Source organism: Dyadobacter sp. 3J3, from assembly GCF_009801115.1.
GTDB lineage: Bacteria > Bacteroidota > Bacteroidia > Cytophagales > Spirosomataceae > Dyadobacter.
Genome location: NZ_VTOL01000008.1, coordinates 55,060 through 77,746, shown reverse-complemented (window position 1 = coordinate 77,746; position 22,687 = coordinate 55,060). Strand labels below are relative to the sequence as shown.

General features: G+C 40.2%; 21 protein-coding genes. 17 read left to right on the top strand and 4 right to left on the bottom strand.

What is annotated here, in order from left to right:
- Positions 1–422 precede the first annotated feature (422 nt).
- From FZF08_RS17810 to FZF08_RS17785, 7 genes are all read left to right on the top strand, one after another.
- Positions 423–1,079: a hypothetical protein gene (locus FZF08_RS17810; RefSeq protein ID WP_229216583.1), complete on the top strand. Its 657-nt coding sequence runs from the start codon at positions 423–425 to the stop codon at positions 1,077–1,079.
- The gene (locus FZF08_RS17805; protein WP_159471201.1) at positions 1,076–1,942 is read left to right on the top strand and encodes a nucleotidyl transferase AbiEii/AbiGii toxin family protein; all 867 of its coding nucleotides are present in this window, start codon (positions 1,076–1,078) and stop codon (positions 1,940–1,942) included. The genes FZF08_RS17810 and FZF08_RS17805 overlap by 4 nt, the downstream gene beginning before the upstream one ends.
- Positions 1,943–3,234: 1,292 nt before the next feature.
- On the top strand, positions 3,235–3,483 hold the full coding sequence (locus FZF08_RS31595; protein WP_200837121.1) for a helix-turn-helix domain-containing protein: 249 nt from the start codon (positions 3,235–3,237) through the stop codon (positions 3,481–3,483).
- A 12-nt stretch (positions 3,484–3,495) separates the two neighbouring features.
- Complete coding sequence (locus FZF08_RS32330) at positions 3,496–3,699, top strand: helix-turn-helix domain-containing protein (protein WP_159471736.1); 204 nt, start codon at positions 3,496–3,498, stop codon at positions 3,697–3,699.
- Positions 3,696–4,511, top strand: coding sequence for a site-specific integrase (locus FZF08_RS17790; RefSeq protein WP_200837120.1), 816 nt, complete (start codon positions 3,696–3,698; stop codon positions 4,509–4,511). Before FZF08_RS32330 ends, FZF08_RS17790 begins: the two co-directional genes overlap by 4 nt.
- Before the next feature lie 86 nt (positions 4,512–4,597).
- On the top strand, positions 4,598–4,741 hold the full coding sequence (locus FZF08_RS32325) for a tyrosine-type recombinase/integrase (RefSeq protein WP_200837119.1): 144 nt from the start codon (positions 4,598–4,600) through the stop codon (positions 4,739–4,741).
- Positions 4,742–5,163: 422 nt separating this feature from the next.
- A complete protein-coding gene (locus FZF08_RS17785; RefSeq protein ID WP_310590605.1) occupies positions 5,164–6,000 on the top strand; it encodes a virulence protein RhuM/Fic/DOC family protein in 837 nt (278 codons plus the stop codon).
- Positions 6,001–6,138: 138 nt separating this feature from the next.
- Here FZF08_RS17785 and FZF08_RS17780 read toward each other — a convergent pair whose 3' ends face one another.
- Positions 6,139–6,804: a hypothetical protein gene (locus tag FZF08_RS17780; RefSeq protein ID WP_159471200.1), complete on the bottom strand. Its 666-nt coding sequence runs from the start codon at positions 6,802–6,804 to the stop codon at positions 6,139–6,141.
- A complete protein-coding gene (locus FZF08_RS17775; protein WP_159471199.1) occupies positions 6,719–7,414 on the bottom strand; it encodes a hypothetical protein in 696 nt (231 codons plus the stop codon). Before FZF08_RS17775 ends, FZF08_RS17780 begins: the two co-directional genes overlap by 86 nt.
- Positions 7,415–7,805: 391 nt before the next feature.
- Between FZF08_RS17775 and FZF08_RS17770 the strand changes: the two genes are divergently transcribed.
- The 9 genes from FZF08_RS17770 (at position 7,806) to FZF08_RS17730 (ending at position 19,589) form a co-directional block, all read left to right on the top strand.
- Positions 7,806–8,423 (top strand): TetR/AcrR family transcriptional regulator, encoded by a 618-nt coding sequence (locus tag FZF08_RS17770; protein ID WP_159471198.1) that lies wholly within the window; start codon positions 7,806–7,808, stop codon positions 8,421–8,423.
- Between the two features lie 154 nt (positions 8,424–8,577).
- Positions 8,578–9,909 carry a TolC family protein gene (locus tag FZF08_RS17765; RefSeq protein ID WP_159471197.1) on the top strand — a complete coding sequence of 444 codons (1,332 nt, stop codon included), beginning with the start codon at positions 8,578–8,580 and terminating at the stop codon, positions 9,907–9,909.
- Between the two features lie 23 nt (positions 9,910–9,932).
- Positions 9,933–11,027: an efflux RND transporter periplasmic adaptor subunit gene (locus FZF08_RS17760; RefSeq protein WP_159471196.1), complete on the top strand. Its 1,095-nt coding sequence runs from the start codon at positions 9,933–9,935 to the stop codon at positions 11,025–11,027.
- A gap of 64 nt (positions 11,028–11,091) precedes the next feature.
- Positions 11,092–14,226, top strand: a complete 3,135-nt coding sequence (locus FZF08_RS17755; protein WP_159471195.1) for an efflux RND transporter permease subunit — start codon at positions 11,092–11,094, stop codon at positions 14,224–14,226.
- Between the two features lie 18 nt (positions 14,227–14,244).
- On the top strand, positions 14,245–14,841 hold the full coding sequence (locus FZF08_RS17750) for a TetR/AcrR family transcriptional regulator (protein WP_159471194.1): 597 nt from the start codon (positions 14,245–14,247) through the stop codon (positions 14,839–14,841).
- Positions 14,842–14,852: 11 nt separating this feature from the next.
- Positions 14,853–16,109, top strand: a complete 1,257-nt coding sequence (locus tag FZF08_RS17745) for an NAD(P)/FAD-dependent oxidoreductase (RefSeq protein WP_159471192.1) — start codon at positions 14,853–14,855, stop codon at positions 16,107–16,109.
- 4 nt (positions 16,110–16,113) lie between these two features.
- Positions 16,114–18,510, top strand: a complete 2,397-nt coding sequence (locus FZF08_RS17740; protein ID WP_159471190.1) for a GAF domain-containing protein — start codon at positions 16,114–16,116, stop codon at positions 18,508–18,510.
- Positions 18,511–19,019: 509 nt separating this feature from the next.
- On the top strand, positions 19,020–19,364 hold the full coding sequence (locus FZF08_RS17735) for a hypothetical protein (protein WP_159471188.1): 345 nt from the start codon (positions 19,020–19,022) through the stop codon (positions 19,362–19,364).
- A 27-nt stretch (positions 19,365–19,391) separates the two neighbouring features.
- Positions 19,392–19,589 (top strand): hypothetical protein, encoded by a 198-nt coding sequence (locus FZF08_RS17730; RefSeq protein ID WP_159471186.1) that lies wholly within the window; start codon positions 19,392–19,394, stop codon positions 19,587–19,589.
- 254 nt (positions 19,590–19,843) lie between these two features.
- Here the strand turns inward: FZF08_RS17730 and FZF08_RS17725 are convergent, their stop codons facing one another.
- Entirely contained in the window at positions 19,844–20,665 is an 822-nt protein-coding gene (locus tag FZF08_RS17725; protein ID WP_159471184.1) for an SDR family oxidoreductase, read from the bottom strand.
- A gap of 93 nt (positions 20,666–20,758) precedes the next feature.
- On the opposite strand from FZF08_RS17725, the gene FZF08_RS17720 reads away from it, so the two are divergent.
- Positions 20,759–21,091, top strand: a complete 333-nt coding sequence (locus tag FZF08_RS17720) for a helix-turn-helix domain-containing protein (RefSeq protein ID WP_159471182.1) — start codon at positions 20,759–20,761, stop codon at positions 21,089–21,091.
- Between the two features lie 515 nt (positions 21,092–21,606).
- Here FZF08_RS17720 and FZF08_RS17715 read toward each other — a convergent pair.
- The gene (locus FZF08_RS17715; protein WP_159471180.1) at positions 21,607–22,515 is read right to left on the bottom strand and encodes an AraC family transcriptional regulator; all 909 of its coding nucleotides are present in this window, start codon (positions 22,513–22,515) and stop codon (positions 21,607–21,609) included.
- Positions 22,516–22,687: the final 172 nt, after the last annotated feature.

Genomic DNA, 22,687 nt, shown 5'->3' with positions numbered 1-22,687 from the left:
ATTCGAAATCGATATTCTTAGATACGAATGTTCTAATATCCTTGCTGCTTTGCAGTGTACTAATATTGAAGTATGGCAATTTACTTAGCTTAACTAAAAAATGTTTGTAAAGTGACTAATTCATTGAAAGTTGGACAGTCCGGTCATGCTTACCCCGGTACCCGGCATACTGCCCCCTAATTTAGTTTTTGGTCCTGGAGATTCTGATGGACTGACAATTTTGCCGTTTTTTTTTCTAAATATCTCCCCGAGCGGGGTCCCCCTTTATTTCGGTTCTATAAGAAGTATGTACCAGACGATCTAGAATTAAGCCGGCAATGTCGCCGAAGCTTTTAATATATGGTAAATACGGTTTTTATAAAAAAAACGATTATTAATATAAATTGTCTATTTAAGTCACGATAATCGGAATATTTCCGATTATGTTACTATATTTGTACATGGATCTGCTACAAAGCATAAGACAGTTTTCTGCCCAGCCAATAACCCACCAACTTTTGTTGTCGCTGTTGAAAGGCTATAAGCGGCCCAACGATAAAATACATGAGCTGATTTCGGCAGGAATTATTGAATCTGTTAAGAAGGGAATTTACCTGCCAACTGCGAAGCTCAGCTCAAAAAGAACGGAGCCGTTTCTACTGGCAAATCACCTACTGGGGCCAAGCTACGTGTCATTTGACAGTGCATTATCTTATTATGGATTGATTCCTGAACAGGTCTTTGAAATATCATCTGCAACAACCAAAGCCTCACGCCAGTTTAATACATTGTCAGGAACTTTCAGCTATACACGTTTGCTGCTACCTTATTACAGTTTTGGAATTCGTCAGGTTCAGATCGCAGAAAACCAGAACATCCTGATCGCCTCGCCGGAAAAAGCTTTATTTGACAAAGTAATCAATACTACAGGCTTAAAGTTGAGAAGCAAAACTTTGGCAGGCGATTACCTTATTGAAAATCTGAGAATGGATGAAGATCAGCTTAGACACCTGGATACGGAAACGATGGAAACATGGCTGGAAGATTCACCTAAACGGGAAAGTTTGACAATGATTATTAGCGTAATTAGGACATTATGATCAAAGATTGGTTGGATAGTTACAGCCCTTCTAACAAGGAACAGGCAACACAGGCACTGCGAGAAATCATGCAGGAAGTGGCCTTAGCCGGCCTTTACCGGGCAGGTTTTTTTGAAAAGGCAGCATTTTACGGAGGTACGGCACTCCGCATCTTTTATGGCTTAAACCGATTTTCAGAGGATCTGGATTTTTCGCTTCTTCAGGCTAACCCAAACTTTTCGATCAACGGATATCTTCCGGCAATTGTCCAGGAGTTCGAAGCGTTGGGGATGCAGGTATCAATCAAAGAAAAACAGAAAGCAGTTAAAACCAATATTGATTCGGCATTCCTAAAATCTGAAACGATTTGGAAAGAGCTCGTCCTGGAAAGTGTTGTGCCGCAGCAGGGATTGGGGCAAACTGCAAATATTAAAATCAAGCTGGAAGTTGATACGATGCCGCCTCTGGGTTTTGAAACGGAAGAAAAGCTTCTGCTTAAACCATTTTCTTTTTATGTAAAGTGTTTCAGTATTTCGGACCTTTTTGCCGGTAAAATGCATGCGTTGCTGTACAGGAAGTGGAAGGACAATGTAAAGGGCCGTGACTGGTATGACATGGAATGGTATATCAGAAAGGGAGTAAAGTTGAATCTAACGCACTTGGCGTCCAGAGCAAGAGACAGCGGTGACTGGAATGAAGAGGTAATGAATGAATCCCAGTTCCAGCCGTTACTAAACGACAAAATAGATTCGGTAAATTTTTTGAGGATCAAGGATGACATCCGGAGATTTATATCTGATTCAAGTGTTTTAGATATATGGAACGCACAATATTTTCATGATCTGACTTCACAAATTAAAGTCGATTCTGGAAAGGGAAATTAAAAAAGGAACTGGCTGAGGTGAATTTAAACCCCTTTTTGCTGCTTTGAAAATGGAATTTCCAGATCGGTTTCTTCCCACGTAATTTGAGGAATATAAAAATTCTCTTTGAAAGATATCAAGTGGCAGATACAAAACTGCCACGCTGCGTAGCAGTTTTGTCATTGAGGGTAAATATTGACTTTGTCTTTTACTTATGCCGAATCACCGAGAAATCCTCGGTGGTTCGATTGCTTCCAGCACTTCCTCATTATTATGTTTTATAGTAATCCGATTATATAAGTGTACTTGTGGAATAAGTCGCTAGGTCGCCTAAATTCTAAACTTCGTGGTTTTACTGGAATTTAATCTATGTTCAATTGATCGAATAATTTCCAGATTAAAAATTGTCCAATTGCCTAACGATCCAACGCTTTCTTCAATCTAAGCCATTCCCAAAATGGGAATAGTTGCTTTCAGTATAAGCTCTTGATCATTTAAAATATTCCTGTTTCCATACTACTGCCCTTTTTTCCTCCATTCGAACTATTAAGAAATCCTTAATAGTTGCCACTTCTGTCAGCTCACCGTCATCGAATACATTGCCAAAGTGCATATTAGTATTAGGCACTGTTGACTGAAACGGTCAGCCATCAACTTTTGTGTAAGCCAAACAGTGCCCTTCTCAAATTTAAGATAAAGCTAATCAACGAAAAATAACACACAGAATGGCATTACATTTGAGAGTAAGCTCCATTCTGATGAATAGTTAAGTTTCAAAAATCCGACATAAGGGATGTAATTTTAGACCAAATGTCAGATAATACATGAAGAGAAAAATACGCCTTTAAACCTGTTTTGTACCTAATTTGTACCTTACTGTATTTAAATATCTCATTATTAGGGACTAATACATATTGTATCGGCAAGTGAAAGCCTAAAACAAGCCTAAATAACACATAATAAAACTATATAAGGATTTGAAAATTAGCTATTTAGCTAGAATTTTCAAATCCTTTCTTTTTGGATTTTTGCATCAATTTTGTTATTTTTGTCCCCTATTTGTCTCTCAAGATTTAAAATTTTGACAAGTAACAAATAGGGGAGAGATTACTTCCCTTATTTACCCTTAAATCATCTTATTTACTCTTAGATAGCCTTATGTCATCCTATGAGCTCCAATATTAGTATCACAAGGATCTGCGAGCATTGCAGTAAAGAATTTACGGCAATGCTCGACAGTGACGCGGTTTTGCGGGGTTGATTGTGCCAAGCGTAATTATAAATTGCGCCGAAGAAATGCCAAGCATGAAAAAATGAAAACCAAGATCTTGGCAAGCAACAAAGAAACTCAGTCAATAAAAGACAAGCCAAAAACCGAGTTATTGAACAAGGAGTTGCTGACAGCAAAGGATGCTGCTTTCATTTTAGGGTGCTCGACAAAGGCTGTTCATCTCATGATAAGATCCGGCAGGTTAAAGGCGATAAATTTAGGATTAAGAAAGACCAGAGTTTCACGAAGTGTAATACTTGCTCTTTTTGACCTTCCGGAATTGGCCGTATGAGCGGTCAAGAAAATTGAATCGACTGAAGAGCAGTTATCCAAAACTAACTGCTACACTGTTGAGGAGATTATATCTGCTTTTGGTGTTTCCAGGGACTCTGTTTATAGTATGGTAAACAGGAAAAAAAATCCTAAATTTCAGGAGGGGAAGGAAATCTACATTTCCAAAAGTCATATAGATAAGGCGTATCGTTTAGCGAAGGGAGGTGGAAAGTGAGCAAGGTAACACTAAGACGAAAAGCAATTGGGAAGGGCAGAAACACTTTGTTTCTTGATATATACCCTCCTGTGGTTCATCCTGATACCGGGGTGTTGACCCGAAAGCATTATTTGAAAATTTACGTTTACGAGAAGCCCAAAACCGAGCTTGAAAAGCTGCATAACAAGGAAACGATGGAGCTGGCCGAAACAATACGGGCTCGTCGTCAGCTGGAAGTCCAAAACAGGCGGTTCGATTTCTTATCGGGACGAATGCGCAATGGTGATTTCGTGAGTTTTTTTGAAGATCAAAAGGCAAAGCGGAAATCTACTTATTCTGAGAACTGGAGGATGGCTCTTAATTATTTTAAAAGCTTTGCGGGAGAGAAAGTGCTTTTTCCGCAGATAAATGAGACATTTTGTGAAGAGTATTCAGACTACTTATTGTCGGCTCCGGGTATTGGCAGGACTGGGAGAAAGATTGCAAAAAATACAGCGGTTAGCTATTTCGCAAAATTTAAAACCGTTTTAAAGGAAGCTTACAAAAAAGGTCTTTTGTCCAGCAACGTTGGTGAAATGGTTGAAAGTATATCTCCGAAAGATACGCATCGTGAATTTTTGTTTTTAGATGAACTTCAAGAATTGGCCAACACCAAATGCGAATTAGAAGTCGTTAAAAAAGCTTCGTTTTTTTCAGCCTTGACCGGATTGAGGTTTTCTAATATCAATACGCTGGAATCGAAGGAACTCAGGGGATCTGAGGGAAATCGTTACATCCAGTTCTCTACGGACAAAACAGGAAGCGCTGAATTTTTGCCAATTACGGATTAGGCCTATTCGTTACTAGGCAAAAAGCAGAGGGTAAAGTTTTCAAGGGATTAAAGTATTATCTTGTCGACGGGATCTTCCCAGACTGGTTGCGTTCAGCCGGAATTAATAAGCATATTACATTTCACTGTTTCCGGCACACCTTCGCAACCCTTCAATTGGTTTTAGGGACAGATATTGTAACAGTCTCGAAGCTGCTAGGACACCGGGATATCAAAACCACGATGATCTAAGTGAAAATTGTTGATAAACTGAAACGAGATGCATCACACAGAATTAAGCTAGATTTCGAAAAGGACGGGCTATTCGTTGCTTAACGCTGCCATCGAGATTTACCTAAGTGAGAGATGCAGAAAATTTAGATTCGGTGCTAATTGTGACCTGATTTACAGCTATGCGTTTTGCTTTTAACTTATGATGAAATTGGTATACTAAGATTCCCCGGAATTATGAAAATTGTACCCCAGTTTAGCTCTGACGACATTATTGCCCTTTGACTATTGTAAAATTGTTTATCTGTTATTAGATGGGAAATTAAATAGAAATATATCGAAATAACGACGGTCAAACCCAAATATCGGTAAGTTTTGGAGAAGATACGGTCTGGTTGGATGCACACGCTATTGCTGAAATTTTTACTGTATAGCGCCCTTCTATTGTTAAGCATGTCAATAATATATATAAGGCGAATGAATTAGACCCAGCCGCAACCTGTTCCATTTTGGAACAGGTTGCGGCTGATGGGAAAAAAAGAAAGATGAATTTGTATAACCTGGATGTCATCATATCGGTAGGCTACCGGATAAATTCTGCAAAAGCCACACAATTTAGACAATGGGCTACGCAGCGTCTCAAAGATTATCTTTTTCATGGTTATGCAGTCAACGAAAAACGACTAGCCCGAAAGCAAAAGGAAGTTCAGACTTTAAAGGATGGAATCAGAATACTGAGCCGCGTCATAGAAACCAAGGCAGGCGAGACAGATTTTAAATGGCTTGCTGAGTTTTCAAAAGGACTCGGACTATTAGATGATTATGACCATGAGCGATTGGATGAAAGGGGTATAAACAGACGGGTAGCAAAGTTTCCTGATGTGTCAGACTATGAGAATATAATAATTTCGATGCGAACTGAATTTGACTCCACCATTTTTGGAAAAGCAAAAGATGATAGTTTTCAAAGTTCAATAGCACAAGTAAGTAAGGGTTTTGGCGAAGTCGATTTTTATCCATCGATTGAAGAAAAGGTTGCGACCTTACTTTACCTGGTTATAAAAAATCACGCTTTTGTAGATGGAAATAAACGAATTGCAGCCGCATGTTTTTTGCTATTTCTAAAAGAAAATGGCTTGTTACAGTCGATTGATGGTAATCCAATAGTAAGTAATGAAGCACTTGCCAGTTTGACCCTTTTTGCCGAGTCAAGCAAAGCAGAAGAAATGGATACTGTTAAAAAACTTATTATCAGTGTATTAAACAGAAATCAGCACTAATTTTTTCTCACTCAAAACCTAGGGGAGGCTTCAAATGCGTGAATATCAGTATACAAATAAACGCATACAAGCCTGATAATTAAACCGGGCACTATTAAAAATGTAATACTGACTGATGTATATATCACTATGTACCGGTTAGGATTCAGTTTCGTCCCGTTTGGGCAGTAAACTTGGCCATAATAAGCTGGCATAACCGTACAACTCCTCGTTAGCCAGAGGTCCACCCGAGTTAAAAGCAGAAACCAAAAATTCCTGCTCCTCTGCAATTTCCTGAATTTGGGAAATGATCTTTTTGATAGCACTTTTTGCAAGTTGGTCTCTTTTACCATTTTGCGATTCCTGAGGGGAAAATTGATTTAAATAGGCTTTTCTAATAGAAGCTGGGCTTTTCAAATCAATATTTTTTGAATTTTCAAGTCCTGCGAAGCGTACACTGTAACCATGAATAAATGCATTTTTGATGTGGCCCTGGATGATTTGGAACTCCTCATCATCTATATAGGGTTTTTCACCCAGATGCAAGTTTAAACCATAGCCATAAAAACAAGCTATAAAAAAATGAAACTGCCTAGATGTTTTATCCCGAGGACGAAATAGATTTGGCAAAGGCTCTTTTGGTGAGTGCAAAAATCTGTTGTACTGACCTCGAATGTAGCTGATCAAACCTCCCGTTAAGACATCCTCTGCCTTTAGATCTTTAAAGTGTTTTTCTTCATCAAATCCAAAAAAAATTGGCCTTAGGGTCAAATTTACTGACTCCGGATCTGGACAAAACCACGGTTTTAGCCTGTATTCGATCATCTGAATGCCACAATGACGCTCCATATAATATATCAGGACGTTGCATACTAGATTTATCTCCGTTTAATTTGAGAAATACTTCGAGAAAACCGCCAAGTTGATTCACCAAAGACAGTCTTAATGTACTTTTCATAAAATAGGCTTTTCCGGAATACTCGATCCCCTCAGATGCAAGTACTGTTACCTTTCCATATGCATAAAACCGAACCAAATTCCGCTCAATTACATTTTGAAGATCATTGACATCTTTTTTAAATGTGTAGTAATAAAATTCTGTTTCACCTCTTTCTTTTTGATCATCGAGCAGTAGCCCTGCGATTCTATCCACAGCTGAAGTGTCACTCAGGCGATCAGAAATGTCTGCCCAAGCGGGACTGTCACTCAGAAAGTGCCCCTGAGCTTTGCCTGATACAAAAAATGTGAAATCGGAGTTGTCCCTAAAATCGCTTTTAACCAGTTCATTGCATGGCTTTGAAAAAAACTTGGGCCAGACCTGTTCGTTGAGCATTGGATTGCCATTAGGCTGAATTCTTGTCATCGACATGAGACCGGAAACCAAAAACTGCTTAACCAAGGTTTCGCTTTGAAATATGACTTCTTTACTAGACAATAAGTGTTTGGACGGAGGATTTTTTTGGAAAAGTCTGTATTGCTTTTTGGTACTGACTTTTGCGTGATAATTAATGGGTCATCACCATCACCATTTACTACTCCACCTTCTACACTGGTAAAATGAATTCCCGGCCGATGGCCAGCGATGTTCTGGAATTGAGTAAGCAGTATCTGCACAACTTTCCAGTTTTTTCTTTTGAATACGATAGAAGTCTTCAGTTGATATCTGCAAAAAATTGATCTTAACGTTTTATGAGAAGAACTGAACAAGTTGCTGATTTTAAACACCTTGATATTTTATTTTCTCAGGACCCAACTTTATTTTGACAAAATTTGGAGAAGTCAAAAATTTAAATCACCTTTGTGTTCGACAAAAATGTCAAACAAATATGTTGCACCACGAAGTAAGTATCGACACAGAGACATTGATTAAGAACGCTGCAAAAAAAGTGTTTTTAAAAAAGGGACTTGCAGGTGCAAGGCTGCAGGAAATTGCTGATGAAGCTGGCATAGGACGTACTGCCCTTCATTATTATTTTCGAAGCAAGGAAAAACTGTTTTCGGAAGTGTGGAAAGAGTTTTTTGCAGAGGTCACCAAAAGGATTATCCAAAGTCACGATACTGATATGACCATTACGGAGCGTATGCAGTTTTTCGCAACTAACTACATGGACAGCGCCATTGAGAATCCGGAAATTGACATTTTCATGCTGAATGAGTTTAATAACAACACAGGTATCTTAAAAGAAATCATTAAAAGTGCCACTGCTATGGAGGATCCGGCAAACGTACTTACTTCTGCTATTGAAAAAGCTGTGGCAGCAGGTGAAATTGTTGGAGATCCTAAGCAGATTTTTGTTACGCTCTTGTCAGTATGCATGTTTCCTTTTGCAGGGATGGCCATGTTCAAGTCTATATTGGAGCTTTCGGATGAGGCCTACCTTAATTTGCTGCGTGATCGCAAAGTCTACGTGCTTAATTTTTTGGAAACCGCGTTCAAACCTTAAAATTTGCCTTGATATCGACAAAAATGTCGAACAAAAATATCAATATTTACTATTAGTTAAATCCCTGTAAATCAATTTTAATTTTCCGTTAAGCCGGATTACTGTAATACCAATTCGACAAAAAAGTCTAAATTAAAAATCAAACAAAAAAGTCATGATAAAACAATTGGTAAATATCGCTGTCGCATACATTTTAGTCATGCCCAGTATCGCTAGCGCACAGCAGACTTATACGCTTCAACAGTGTACCGAAATTGCATTGAAACAAAGTCTTCAACTTAAAGCAGACGCGCTTGACCTGGATAAAACCAATGCATCCATTGGTGAGGCTTACAGCTCTTTACTTCCCAATATCAGTGCAAAAGGCTCTTACCAGTACGCTCCGCAGGTACAGGCGACGGTGATACCGGCAGAAACTTTTGGTGGACCAGCCGGAACGTATACTGCGGCACGTCTTGGGGTTGCACAGACGAAATCTGTCACTGCCGAACTGACGCAAAATATATACAACCCGTCGGCAATCATTGCATTGAAGGCCGCAAAAATTCTTGTAAACGGAAACCAGCTTCAGATCAGAAGCAGTCAGGAAGATCTTGTATATAATGTTGCGGCTGCTTACTACAACATCCAGTCACTTTTGAAACAGGAGGAACTGACCAGTCAAAGCCTAAGCAATACCGAAGCATTACTGAGCAGTACCACCGAACAATTAAGAGCAGGACTTGCAACACAAACAGATGTAGACCGTCTGACTGTTACACGCGACAACAGCAAGGCTAATCTTGAAGGAATGCAGAATAGCAAGGAAAAGTATTACAATGCTTTAAAAATTCTGATGAATATCCCGCTAAGCGAGCCTTTGGTTGTGGACAGCTTTGGCGAGAGCGAGTTGACGGCTGCAACTGCTATAGATTTTAACGCCATGCAAAAGACGAATTATTTGCAAGTGATGCAGAACCGAAGAGTGGCTGAGCTGCAATACAAAAATATCAGATCGGGCTTTCTGCCGACCATTTCGCTTTATGCCAACTCCGGGCTTTCGGGGTATTACGTGAATGCCAACCCTTTCAAAAATATAAATGACAAGTTTTATCAGTCCTCCGCTGTTGGCATCAAGTTCAGTCATCCGATTTTTGATGGGTTCAGTATCAAATACCGGGCGCGTCAGAAACAGATTGAAATTAAGAAGTACGATGTGCAGGCAGAGCAAACTATTCAGCAAAGTGAGAAAGATGTCGCAGACGCCAATGCAGATATTCGCAGCAATCTAATCACTTATCAAAACCAAATAAGGAACCTGGCACTTGCAAAGAAAGTCATGGTAGATATAAACCAGCAGTACAAAAGTGGCCTGGTAAAAGTAAGTGATGTGATTAATACGACAACAGATCTGCAAACTGCGCAAAACAATTTTGTGACAGCGATTATCAACATCAAACAAGCAGAGCTAAATCTCAAAAAGGCCCAGGGCACTTTACTTCCGTAAGAGGTATCCAAACTTATTTAAAATTGAAATTTTCCAAAATACAAACCATTCCCAATAATAAAATGAACAGAACGACGAAAATCATCCTTACTGTTGTTGTGGCAGGTTGTCTGGTTGCCCTGGTGGCTTTCACGCTGACCAACAATAAAAAAGAAGTGGAGGCAAAGGTATATCATCCGGATGTCAACACAGCAGTTTTGGTACAGGTAGATACCGTAGAGGCAGGAGCCTTTGAACAAAATACATCGTTCACGGGCTCGTTTAGCCCAAACAGGGAAGTTACTATTGGCTCGGAAACATCCGGGAAAGTCATCAAGGTTAACGTTCAGGAGGGTGATTTTGTCAGATCAGGAAGCATTATCGCACAGCTAGATAATGGATTACTTCAGGCGCAGCTTCATTCGGCGCAGGCAAGTTATGACAAGGCTGCCGGCACATTGGCACGTTACGAACAGGCACCATCCGGTGTCACAAGTCTGCAAATGGATAATGCGAAAACTGATATCATTACAACAAATGCCCAGATCGAAGAACTCAGAAAACAGATCAGTCAATACACCATTTTAGCTCCATTCAGCGGCATTGTTACCAGCCGAAACTTTGACCTTGGCGCTATCGTTTCGCCGGGCGCGCAAATGGCAACACTAACCGATATCAGTGCCTTGAAGTTAGAGATCAACGTGCCTGAAAAAAACATTTCGCAGTTCCATAACGGGCAAGTCATTAACGTTACCTCGGATGTGTATCCGGGTACTTCTTTTACAGGGAAAGTGGATATGGTCGCTGCCAAGGCAGATGCCGCACACAATTTTACCGTCAAAATACTGGTTGCCAATGGCAAATCAGCATTGAAATCAGGTATGTACGGAAGCGTTTCATTAGACCATAATGTTTCTGCCAGTGCACTCACTATTCCGAGGTCTGCGCTGATAGGGTCATCCATTAAACCGCAGGTTTATGTGCTGGAAAACGGAGTTGCAAAACTTACTGACATTGAACTTGGTAGCGGTAACGAAACGCGTATCGAGGTAATCCAGGGGCTGAAACCGGGCGAGCTTGTAGTGTCAGGAGGTCTGGTTAATCTAACGAATGGTTCGAAAGTAACCATAGGAAAATAACGGGAGACACAGCCTCGTGTGGTGATCAAATTTGAATTCTATAAAGTCAATAAACGATAGAAAAATGTCATTAACAGAAATTTCAATCAAACGTCCTTCATTGATCATCGTAATTTTTACGGTCCTTATTGGAGGCGGGCTGTTTTGCTACGGCAAACTCAGCTATGAACTGCTGCCGGATATGAGCCAGCCGGCACTGGTCATCATAACCCGGTATCCCGGTGCTGCTCCTGTCAATGTAGAACAGACCGTAACCAAAAAAATTGAAGATGTCCTCAGTAGTGTAGATGGGATAAAAACTGTTTCTTCACAATCGCTGGAAAGTAATTCAATTATCACGGCCGAATTCACTGTGGGTAGTAAAATCAGCGACAAAGAACAGGAAGTGCAACGCAAGATCAATAATATTTTGGGGGATATGCCCAGCGAGGTGAAAACACCGAGCATTTCCAAAATCACGCCAAGTGATTCTCCAATCATGCAGCTTGCTACCACCTCAAAACTGACCAATGCTGCATTTTATGATGTCATGAAAAATGAGATTAATCCCCAGCTTCAGCAGATTTCCGGCGTTGGTGAAATCACGCTTATCGGCGGTCAGGAGCGGGAAATTCAGGTGAACGTAAAGAAGGATAAACTGGATTACTATGGGATCTCAATTCTGAATGTGACTCAGGCAATCAATAACGCCAATGTTGAATTTCCGGCTGGGAAAGTAAAATCGGAAACGGATGGACAAATGACAGTGCGTCTAACCGGAAAATTTACATCAATTGACCAGTTAAACGACCTGACCGTTTCGCTTCCTGTGGCGGGAAGTCCGGTAAAACTCAGTGAGATTGCCACCGTTTCTGACGTGACAAAAGATCCGGCTTCCATTTTTCGCTACAATGGGTTGAACGGAATTGGTATACTGATAAAAAAGCAGGGAGACGCCAATGCCGTAGCCATCAGTGCCGAGGTAAAGAAAAAAATCGTGAACATTGAGAAAAAATATCAGAAGGAAGGTGTCAAATTTATCATCGCCGACGATGCAGCAGATTATACCCTGGACGCAGCTGATGGCGTGGTACATGATCTGGTCATTGCCGTCCTGCTCGTATCGGCCATCATGCTGCTTTTTCTACACAGTATACGAGATTCGCTGATTGTACTTGTCGCTATACCAACTTCTTTGATCTCGACGTTTATCGCCATGTATTTTTTTGGCTTTACATTGAATTTGATGACACTTTTAGCACTTTCGCTGGTAATCGGTATTTTGGTCGATGACAGCATTGTGGTGCTCGAAAACATCCACAGGCACCTGCACATGGGCAAAGACAAGCGGACGGCTGCACTGGACGGACGAAATGAGATCGGCTTTTCGGCAATGGCCATCACCATGGTTGACGTCGTAGTGTTCGGGCCGTTATGCCTGATCCAAAACACGATAGGTTCTGTGCTTCGCCAGTATTCACTTACTATTGTCGTTGCTACGCTGATGAGTTTATTTGTATGTTACACGCTTACTCCCTGGCTTTCTTCCCGTTTCGGGAAAATCACGATTCTGGATAACAAAAAATGGCTTCACAAGCCACTGATATGGTTTGAAAAATTGCTTGAAGGGTTGACAAGCTGGTATACCAGTGCCTTGAAATGGAGTTTACAACACAAAATGATCATGGGCGCTTTTGTGATTTCGCTTTTTATTTTGATCGGCGTGGTGATGAATATGGGTGTGATCGGGAGTGAATTTGTGACCCAGAGTGATAAGGGCCAATTCCGTCTTGCAATGGAATTTGACAAAAACCTGACTGTCAAACAAAATAACCTGCGCAGTCTTCAAATTGAAAATTACATGCGCAAACAGCCCGATGTGGTTACCGTTTTCAGTAACGTGGCCGGCAGCAGTACTTCTTCAATCGTCGCGGGTGTCGGCTCTGATTACAAAACTGAACTCACCGTTACATTGATTGATAAAACCCTAAGAAGTACTTCAACAGAAAAACTGATGCTTGATAAAAGTCAGGACATTGCACGGCATTTTGCAGGTGTAAAGGTAAGCCCAAGCATGGTGAGCATGGTGAATGGAGGTGATCCGATCCAGATTGTTTTGAATGGAGAAAATGCGCAGCAGTTGATGGAAGCGGCTAATGATCTGAAAAAACGCATCGCCGTTATGCCCGGAGCGATCAATACAAGTTTAAGCGTAGAATCCGGAAACCCGGAAGTAGAAGTCAACATTGACCGCGAAAAAATGGGACAGCTGGGACTGAACATTTACAATGTTGGCGCAGCCATCCAGAATGCTTACGCTGGAAACGATGATGCCAAATACCGTTTCGGTAACAACGAATATGACATCAGGGTCAAGTTCGATGATTTCAACAAGCACGATGTCGAAGATGTGAAAAACATCAATTTCATTAATGACTCGGGCAAATCTGTCAAGCTTACACAATTCGCAAATGTTACCCAGGGAAGTGGCCCAAGCGTATTGGAACGCAAAGACAGACGCACTTCGGTGACAGTGAAAAGCGGAGTTTTGGGTTTAACATCAGGAGTATTGGTCGAGCGCATCAAAACATCATTGGTGCAGAAACCTTTACCGGCAGGTATTGATATACGGTGGAGTGGAGATGCAGAACGCCAGGGCGATGCCTTTGGCTCATTGGCTGTCGCTATCATTGCTGCTGTTCTTTTGATGTACCTGGTCATGGTTGCACTTTATAACAATTTTATTTATCCATTCGTGGTATTGTTTGCCATTCCGGTGGCGTTTCTGGGGGTATTTCTTATCCTGGCGTTAACAAAATCGTCGATGAGTATTTTTACAATTCTGGGAATGATCATGCTCCTGGGTCTTGTATCTAAAAATGCCATTTTAATTGTTGATTTCGCGAATCAGCGAAAAGAACATGGTGACAGCACCTGGACTGCGTTGATCTCTGCCGGAACTACCAGGCTGCGCCCGATTTTGATGACCACTCTGGCGATGGTGATCGGTATGCTTCCGATAGCGCTGAGCGGTACGGCTGGGAGTGAATGGAAAAATGGTTTGGCCTGGGTAATCATCGGAGGTCTTTCAACCAGCCTTTGTCTGACGGTCTTTCTGGTTCCGATTGTCTACTACTGTGTTGACCGCATTGGAGATAAATGGCGGGAAAAGTTTCCGAAAAAAGAAGAAACGGTTAGCAAGATTGCAGTTGCTCACTAACAAATCGGGTCTTGTGTTATGAGAAGACAACAAATTATAAACGCGGCCTGCGTACTCTTTAACCAAATGGGTACGCAGGCTGTGTCGACACAGGATATTGCATCGGCCTGCGGTATTTCAAAGAAAACGCTTTACCAGCTTTTTGAAAGCAAGGATCTTTTGATTGAGGCGGTCGTAGAAAGTCTGATTGATAAAAGTGGGCAGCTATTGGGCACTGCACTAAAAGAACAGGAGCCTCTTACACAAATGCTGAATCTGTTGAAAAGTGCACAGCAAATCGCGCAGCTCTTTTCAACGCCCTTTTTCCATGGTCTAAAAAAGTACTACCATAACGCGTTCCGGCTATTAAGTCATTTTATCCAAACGGAATTCCTCTCAAAAATGATGGAAGTGATTCAGTCGGGCAAAAATCAAAATGTATTCGTACGAAGTATGGATAGCAGGATGCTGGTTAATCTTTACTGCTGGCAAATGCAGAATGCGATCAGTGATAAAAGTTTGCCACAGGAAAACAGGGAACAAATCTTTCGTTATATCGGGCATTTTTTTCTTCTGGGGATTTTAAAAGATAGAAGCATTATTATTACGGAGCCAGAAATGTCCTCGCAGATTTAAAATTCAGTTATATGAAAATCGTAATCATCGGTGGAGGTTTCGCTGGCATCAACCTCGCCAAAAAGTTAAGTAACGAAACTGGGTTTGAAATTACGTTGGTAGACAAAAACAACTATCACTTTTTTTCGCCGCTGATCTATCAGGTAGCCACCTGCTTTCTGGAAGCTTCCAGCATCAGTTACCCGTTCAGGATGTTTTTGCGGAAAACCAAGAATTTTCACTTCCGGTTAGGTACACTTGTAAAGGTTTTTCCCAACCAATATAAAGTCCTGCTAACTAGTGGTGAGCTCGAATATGATTGTCTGATATTTGCCTGTGGGACAGTCACTAATTTCTTTGATATGAAAAATGTGCAGGCTAATGCGATCCCGATGAAAACCCTGGACGATGCATTGGATATGCGCAACAAACTGCTGCAACGCATCGAGCAGGCTTCAATCACCACCGATCGGGCGGAGAAAACAAAACTGCTCACTATTGTAGTTGCTGGTGGCGGCCCGACCGGTGTAGAAATATCAGGGATGTTTGCTGAAATGAAAAACAGTATCATTCAGAAAGATTATCCTGAGCTGGAAGACATCAACGCCGAAATTTACCTGGTTGATGGTGGGAAAGCCCTGCTCTCACCGATGAGCCCGAAATCTCAACAGGATACCTACAAAGCCCTAACCAAGATGGGAGTCAAAGTCAAACTGAATTGTCACGTAACTGATTATCAGAACGATTGGGTAATGTTTTCGGATGGTGAAAGCATAGCCAGCTCTAACTTAATTTGGGCTGCGGGTGTGACAGGGCAAAAAATTGAGGGAATCCCTCAGGAAGCCTATGGCCGTGGCAACAGGCTTTGGGTGGATGCCTATAATCAATTGATTGGCTCACCTGATATCTACGCCATTGGAGATGCGTGCCTGCAAACCTCAGACTATTCATTTCCTAACGGGCATCCACAGGTAGCGCAGGTAGCTATCCAGCAGGGAAAGAACCTGGGTCATAACTTTATTAACCTTATCGAGCAAAAAAGCCTGATTCCATTCACCTACATTGATAAAGGCTCAATGGCTATGATTGGCAAAAGCAAAGCTGTCGTAGACCTTTCCAGGCCAAGGCTTCATTTGAAAGGATTTATTGCCTGGATCATATGGCTGGTTATTCATTTATTCTCCTTAACGCATCGTAGAAACCGAGCAAAAACCCTGTTTAACTGGGCCATAGCATTTTTCACAAAGGACCAGTCGCTAAGAATGATTATCAGACCTAAAAACGATTAACGTTATGATGGCTATCACTTTGGATATATCCAATAGCTCTGCCCAGGAAGGTAGTTCCAGAGCTTCTTCGGTCTGTTTTCGGAAATTTATAAACTGGGTCAAGGTCGTGGCAAAAGGCGAGCCTTCTCTACGAAACCTTTATCTTGAAACGGCCGTTGAATTGCTTACGGCTGAAGCTGGATTTTTAGAAATTCTGCCAATTCAACAGACACTGGAATTTAAAAAACAGCTTAAAATTGTTTACAATTTGCTGCTGCCATCACTTTCCCAGGAGGAAAATATTGTATGGGCTATCGGTGTACCCCTGAGCCCCATTGTTTTCTACGGAACAGACAGCTTTTATAACCTGGTTACAGATCAGCAAACAGGTAAGGTCAAAAGCGAAATGATCAGCGATGCATCAGTCAGCTTTCCTGACAGGGATAATCTGCTCATGATTTACGCGTTTATACTTGAACACTTATTTGGAATAGTACCTTTGGAGGACACCCATTTTGTCATCACCATTCACGAAAATAAAAACGGCTTACCAAGGTATTTCCGAGTTAACATTGACAACCGCTTCACGGAGGTATTTGCGGTGGGACAACTTCCTGATGTCAGCCCTGACGTCCTACAAAAGCTATGGCATGATGATCAGGATATTGTCCTGCTTTCAGCGTATCTTCCTCTTGACCTGTTTCGTTTTGAAGGCATTTCTGTTATCAGTTTGATGGATATTACAGTTGAATATACTATTGAGGCTATCAAGACTGCTATATTTGAAAATCAGAATCTTGAAAAAAGTGTCTTTTACCGCCGCGTCACAGATTCTTTGAAGATACTGATAGGGGATCAGCGCGTACATCTTGGGTTTATTCCCGTTCTGCGGCTGAATGGCAAATTGATAATTGACAGGAAAACTATCTTTCATAGCAAGCAGATTTCTGTTGATATCCCAGATGAGGATACTGAGGAGTTTTACATTTTGTCTGCCAGGCATTTTATCGAAAATCCAAGGATCATGTTCCTATCGGATATTACATTCGATAACCAGATGGAAGCATATGTTGCAGCGATGAAAAATACAGGGGTACAGTCACATGCTATAATGCCTATTTATAATGATGCAGAGGTTGTTGGCTTACTTGAGGTATATTCAACAGACGAAATTTTATTGGACGAGCGGATATTATCCAGGCTTCATCCTGCAACTCCTCTGATTTCGAGGATATTTAAAAGTGTTACTGATGAATTTGACTTTAAGGTAGAAGCGGTCATAAAGGAAAAATACACCTCCATTCAGCAGTCGGTCCAATGGAAATTCAAGGAAACAGCATGGCAATTTCTCAGAGATAGCAACGCAAATTTTACGGTATCGAATGAAAAAATTACGTTTAAAAATGTATATCCATTGTACGGAGCAATTGATATAAAAAATTCGACTTCCGGAAGAAACAAAGTGCTCAGACAGGATATGGTGTTGCAGTTTAATATGCTAATCACAGTTTTTTTCAGGTTGAACCGAAAGCCCGGTTTGCCACTCGCTGACCATCTGGCCTTCCGATGCAAAGGAATACTGGACGAAATCTCGCTGAATACGAGTCAAATTGATGAGACTAGGATTAATGAATTTCTTGATAGTGACATACACCCTTTTCTCCATCATTTTATCAAAGACAATCCCTCGTCCCAGATCAAAAATCATAAAAAACAAAAGATAAAATCTGATGAGTTAAAAAGAATTGTTGCAGATTATTTTGAGAGTCTTGTGCCAGAAAATGGAATAGCTTATGCACACCGTAGAGCCTTTGAAAAATCAATGCAGTTAATCAATGCTATGGTAAGCGGTAGGCTAGACCAATTTAAAACGGAGATACAGCCATTTTATCCGGCATATTTTGAAAAATTCAGGACAGATGGCGTTGAATACGACATTTATATTGGTCAGTCTATCGAACCCGAAAAGAAATTCAATAACCTATATCTTGAAAATGTGAAACTTTGGCAGTTGAGCTCTATGTCCTCGATCGTAAATATGAGCCATGAACTGCTATCTGAAATGGAAGAGCCACTCGAAACGACACAGCTGATCTTTATTAATTCGGGTTGTATAGACATTTGTTTCCGTGAAGATGAAAGACGCTTTGATGTAGAAGGCTCATATAATATTCGCTACCAGGTTATCAAAAAAAGGATTGATAAGGTCCGCATCAGAGAAACAGGAGAGCGGCTTACACAGCCAGGAAAAATTGCGATGGTATATTTTAATGAAAAAGCAGTCAATGATTATTTAGACTACGTTCATTTCCTTCAGGCAAAGAATGTACTATTAGACGATCTGGAGTATCTTGAACTTGAAGAACTTCAAGGAGTTTCCGGTTTGAAAGCATTACGGATTGGTGTTGTAATTAACCATTAATGACTGTAATATTATTTTTCAATTGATGATCCTTCAAAATACTGGGCTCTAGGTATTAACTTCCAAAACTTATTTATCGATTTCCAAGCTTGACTCGCTCATTGACCTATCATTTTTCTCCGCTAGCATGTTCTTAAATCACAAATCAAAGTTTACCATTACCGCGAAAATATGTACGGATTCATTACGAGTGCTAGCGTTATTGGACAAAGAAAATAGATTTGCCGATGATTTAGTAGGGTATGCAACAAAGGTAATTCAGAAGGATTTCATAGAGAAGCGTTTGTTTTGAATACGATTAAATGGGTATTTTTTCTTCCCAAAACACAGGTCTGATCCTTAATTTCATGGCCTTTACTCAATTTTTAGCCTGTTGCAAACTAAGCAAAGGGTACATCTGGTTTGGTCCAGTTTACGCTGCTTAAACGAGAAAAAGCCATGATCCTTGTTTAAATTTTGGTATATTCAGCCATTGGCGCTATTGTTTTCGCTATCCACCGATATGCCTTTTGTTTCTTCGAAATGCAGCTTGGCAACATTTAAATTTTAGCGGACGTATACAGGTATACAGGGATTGGATCTTTGCAGCCGGGATAAATTGGAATTATCAATCATCCAAAAATCTCTCCAACATCGACCTTGCTTTGTCCAATCTGGAAAGCTGGTTTCAAAAGACGGCAGAAGAACTGAATGATTATTTGTATAAGAACCCGCAAAAGGAGTATGAATATGTGACCAGTGAACAAAGCGTGGCCGAAACAATTATGGCGAACGAGTATCTTTTTACCGCAGACGGTCAACCTGCCTTTCATTTGGAACCACTGGCAGAATCAGGTGATAACCAACAAATTTGACTTTTCTGAAATCAAAATACCATTGCCATGCAAATTACAGATATAAAAGGTGAGAAAATAACGGTAACGGTATTAACCACAGCGATCAAACAGGCAGCCTTGTTTAAACTCTTCAGGCATAAAGAACCAGGACGCGGTAAAAGAGACGATGAGCTAAAAATTTATTGGTCACACATCCATTCAGAACTTTTAAAGCGCTGCTTCAAGGCTGATGCCGGCAAATAATAAACTTATTTGTAATAATCTTTTAAAGCCATATCAATTGATATTTAATATATTGAAAATGTCAGCAAGCCCGTTTTAGGTCATTACCTGTTTTGGAGCTTTGCGAACGTGGGGAAATCGAAGCACAAAAGTTGAATTTAACACAAATTTTTAATAGAAATCCAATGCTCAAATTTAGTACAAATTCCCCACTTTTGCAGAAAATCTGTTAGCTGCTGCGCTTCTTTTCGGTATATATACAGCTGTATTTACTATTAAGACGTAAATTTTTTCCCAAGTAAATTAAGAAAATTCTTTATTGGAAGGACTTTTCGTAAAAGCAGAACTGTCTTGGCATCCTTACCCACAATAGTTCGAAAGTTTTTATTTTTTCCAGAAGCCAGGTCGTAAATTGTATTCACAACAGTCATTGGATTGGCGGTCGCTCCCTGTTTTTTTGCAGCGTTAAGTGTAGCTTCAACTTTTGAAGTTATGATGTCATAATCTTTAATCGTATCACTTTTACTGAATGTAATATTTGCTCCAAAATTGGACTCAAATCCGCCTGGTTCAACTAAATGTAAATCAATGTTCAACGGCTTTAATTCAAAATACAATCCTTCGGTCAAACCTTCCAATGCAAACTTAGACATATTGTAAAGGGAGCCTAATGGAAGTGCGGTGCTCAGCCCCATTACTGAACCGATGTTGATAAACCTTCCTGCACGCTGTTCTCTAAAATGAGGCAAAAATGTGCGTATTACATTAATAACGCCTTTAACGTTCACAGCATATTGTTTGTCTATGTCAGTATCAGCGGTAAGTTCCAACGCACCATACATACCAATTCCTGCATTATTTACAATAACGTCAATTTTTCCAAATGCACTTATTGATTCTTCCATCGCGAGCTTTATTGTCTCAGGTTGTGTAATATCTAATTTTATAACCTTAATGTTTGGAATCTTATTGAGTTCTGTTTCTTTTTCTGGGCTACGCATTGTCGCTGCTACATTCCAGCCATTCTTTGCAAAGTGCTTAGCCGTTAAATGTCCTAAACCTGTGCTGCTGCCTGTTATCAAAATTGTTTTGTTCATTTTCCGGGTGTTTTTATAATGAGATGCAAAACTACAATGAATGTGATATACATTTGTAACCAGTATAACATAGTATACCAAAATAATTTAAAAATGGAAAGATATCCAGTTGAAGAAATGCAAGCTTTGCAAGACACCTTATATGTAATCGGTGGAAAATGGAAACTTCCAATTTTATACGCAATTCGTAATGGCAATAAGCGTTTCAGAGCAATAGAAAGAAGCATTCCGGGAATTTCTACAAGAATGTTGTCGAGAGAATTGAAAGATTTGGAAATGAATAAATTAATTATTCGGAGTGTCTATCCTGATACTCCTGTTTTAGTTGAGTATAATCACACAGATTATTGTCAAACCTTTTGTCCAGTCATTATGTCGATGATAGATTGGGGGATAGCACATAAAAAAGCCGTGAAGCGGCAGTAGTTTGTTGTGGTGTGTCGGGAGGGTTGCAGCTAACTGTGGTATTGCATTGCTGATCTAACAAAAGGCTTGCAGTCTGTCGTTAGAGATAATCTTATAGGGCTTTTTACACAAATGCCGATTTACGCGTGAGTGTCGTAAACTTTTTCCACAAACTAAAATCCGAGTGAGTCAAGAAAATCGCGCCATGAGGCAGCAGGGCGGTTAATCTTTAGAACCCTTATGGGTAGTGGCCTGATAAGGCGGCACCTAAAAGGCTTATTGTATTTTGTTAAAAAATGGGCAGTATTTTCAAATTAGGGCAAGACGTTTTGTGCATGATTTATGATCGCTTCCAAACCTATTAAAATTAAAGGTATTGTCTTCCAAAATTGAAAATGTAATCCATGTTTACAAGAAAAGAGTTGGTGGAAATTATCTATTTATTTTTAAATTCTGAGAAAGTAGGGGTCGTTCCAATTTCTAATTTTGGTATCTTAAAAAGGAATTAGCGTGCCTATTTTACGATCATTGCATTTTCAGGTAGTGACGGCGTTTTTAAGAAAATTCTTGCGGTAATTGGTGGGAGAAAATCCGACTTTCTGTTTAAATATTTTGGAGAAATGAAAATCTGAATCAAAACCCAGCTGATCAGAAATATTTCCGATTGATAAGTCAGTTTCATTTAGAAGCTGCCTTGCACGTTTAATTCGCAGATTTAAATGGTATTGTCCTGGGGAGGTACCCACAATTCTTTTAAATTCTTTACGAAACCAAACATAACTGACATTCAGTTCTTTCGCCAGTTCTTCCAGGTTCAGATCACTTTCTTCGTATTCCTGAATTCTGAATTTCGCATGTAGAATGAGCTGATATCTCTGGCTTTGCTCAGGGTTCTTCATGATCGCTGAGGCATAAAGCAAAGCTAAAACCTGAATTGTAAGACAAGAGGATAACGTACCACAAGAGTCAGAACTAAAACGGACTGTATCGACCAAATGTGTCAGTACCTGTAATAATTCACTATTAAAACCAATTTGAATTAATGGTTTGTCAGATTGAAAACATGATTGCTCCATCAGGTAATCAGCGTATGAGCCCTTGAAACCAACCCAGAATTCTTCCCAACCCGTCTGTTCTGACGGTTGATAACGATGCCATACGCCTGGAAAAAGCAGAAAAGCAGTACCCGCCTCAATCATAGTCGGCTTTACGCCATCAGCTTCAAAAATTCCCTGGCCGCGCGATATATATACCAATTGGAATTCTTCCAGAACACGGCCTTTATCCCAATCAAATACGTAGTCTCCCGGATGTTGGTAATCTGGGTAACTAACACCTGGCGGATGAATATTATGTCCCACATTGATGACAGCAACTCCCCAGCTGGGCTGATCAAGAGCCTGCTCAACAATTACCTTCTGATAGTATTTTCTAAACAATGCCATATAGTATCAAATTAGATAAATTAAAAATCAAAAACAATTGGCAAATCTAACCATTTGCGTGATTTATTTGTACAATAGTTCTTAAATATTTACTTATAAAAAGATTATTGATCTCTTGTTCGTGAAATATTAAACTAGGATTTTAATCTAGTCTAAGTGAAAATTTATCTTT

Coding starts and splice junctions, on each gene's coding strand:
- FZF08_RS31595 (WP_200837121.1), top strand. CDS start 3,235: ATGAAAACCAAGATCTTGGCAAGCAACAAAGAAACTCAGTCAATAAAA.
- FZF08_RS17720 (WP_159471182.1), top strand. CDS start 20,759: ATGGAAAGATATCCAGTTGAAGAAATGCAAGCTTTGCAAGACACCTTA.
- FZF08_RS17730 (WP_159471186.1), top strand. CDS start 19,392: ATGCAAATTACAGATATAAAAGGTGAGAAAATAACGGTAACGGTATTA.
- FZF08_RS17725 (WP_159471184.1), bottom strand. CDS start 20,665: ATGAACAAAACAATTTTGATAACAGGCAGCAGCACAGGTTTAGGACAT.
- FZF08_RS17715 (WP_159471180.1), bottom strand. CDS start 22,515: ATGGCATTGTTTAGAAAATACTATCAGAAGGTAATTGTTGAGCAGGCT.
- FZF08_RS17755 (WP_159471195.1), top strand. CDS start 11,092: ATGTCATTAACAGAAATTTCAATCAAACGTCCTTCATTGATCATCGTA.
- FZF08_RS17770 (WP_159471198.1), top strand. CDS start 7,806: ATGTTGCACCACGAAGTAAGTATCGACACAGAGACATTGATTAAGAAC.
- FZF08_RS17750 (WP_159471194.1), top strand. CDS start 14,245: ATGAGAAGACAACAAATTATAAACGCGGCCTGCGTACTCTTTAACCAA.
- FZF08_RS17810 (WP_229216583.1), top strand. CDS start 423: ATGTTACTATATTTGTACATGGATCTGCTACAAAGCATAAGACAGTTT.
- FZF08_RS17805 (WP_159471201.1), top strand. CDS start 1,076: ATGATCAAAGATTGGTTGGATAGTTACAGCCCTTCTAACAAGGAACAG.
- FZF08_RS17740 (WP_159471190.1), top strand. CDS start 16,114: ATGATGGCTATCACTTTGGATATATCCAATAGCTCTGCCCAGGAAGGT.
- FZF08_RS17765 (WP_159471197.1), top strand. CDS start 8,578: ATGATAAAACAATTGGTAAATATCGCTGTCGCATACATTTTAGTCATG.
- FZF08_RS17745 (WP_159471192.1), top strand. CDS start 14,853: ATGAAAATCGTAATCATCGGTGGAGGTTTCGCTGGCATCAACCTCGCC.
- FZF08_RS17780 (WP_159471200.1), bottom strand. CDS start 6,804: ATGATCGAATACAGGCTAAAACCGTGGTTTTGTCCAGATCCGGAGTCA.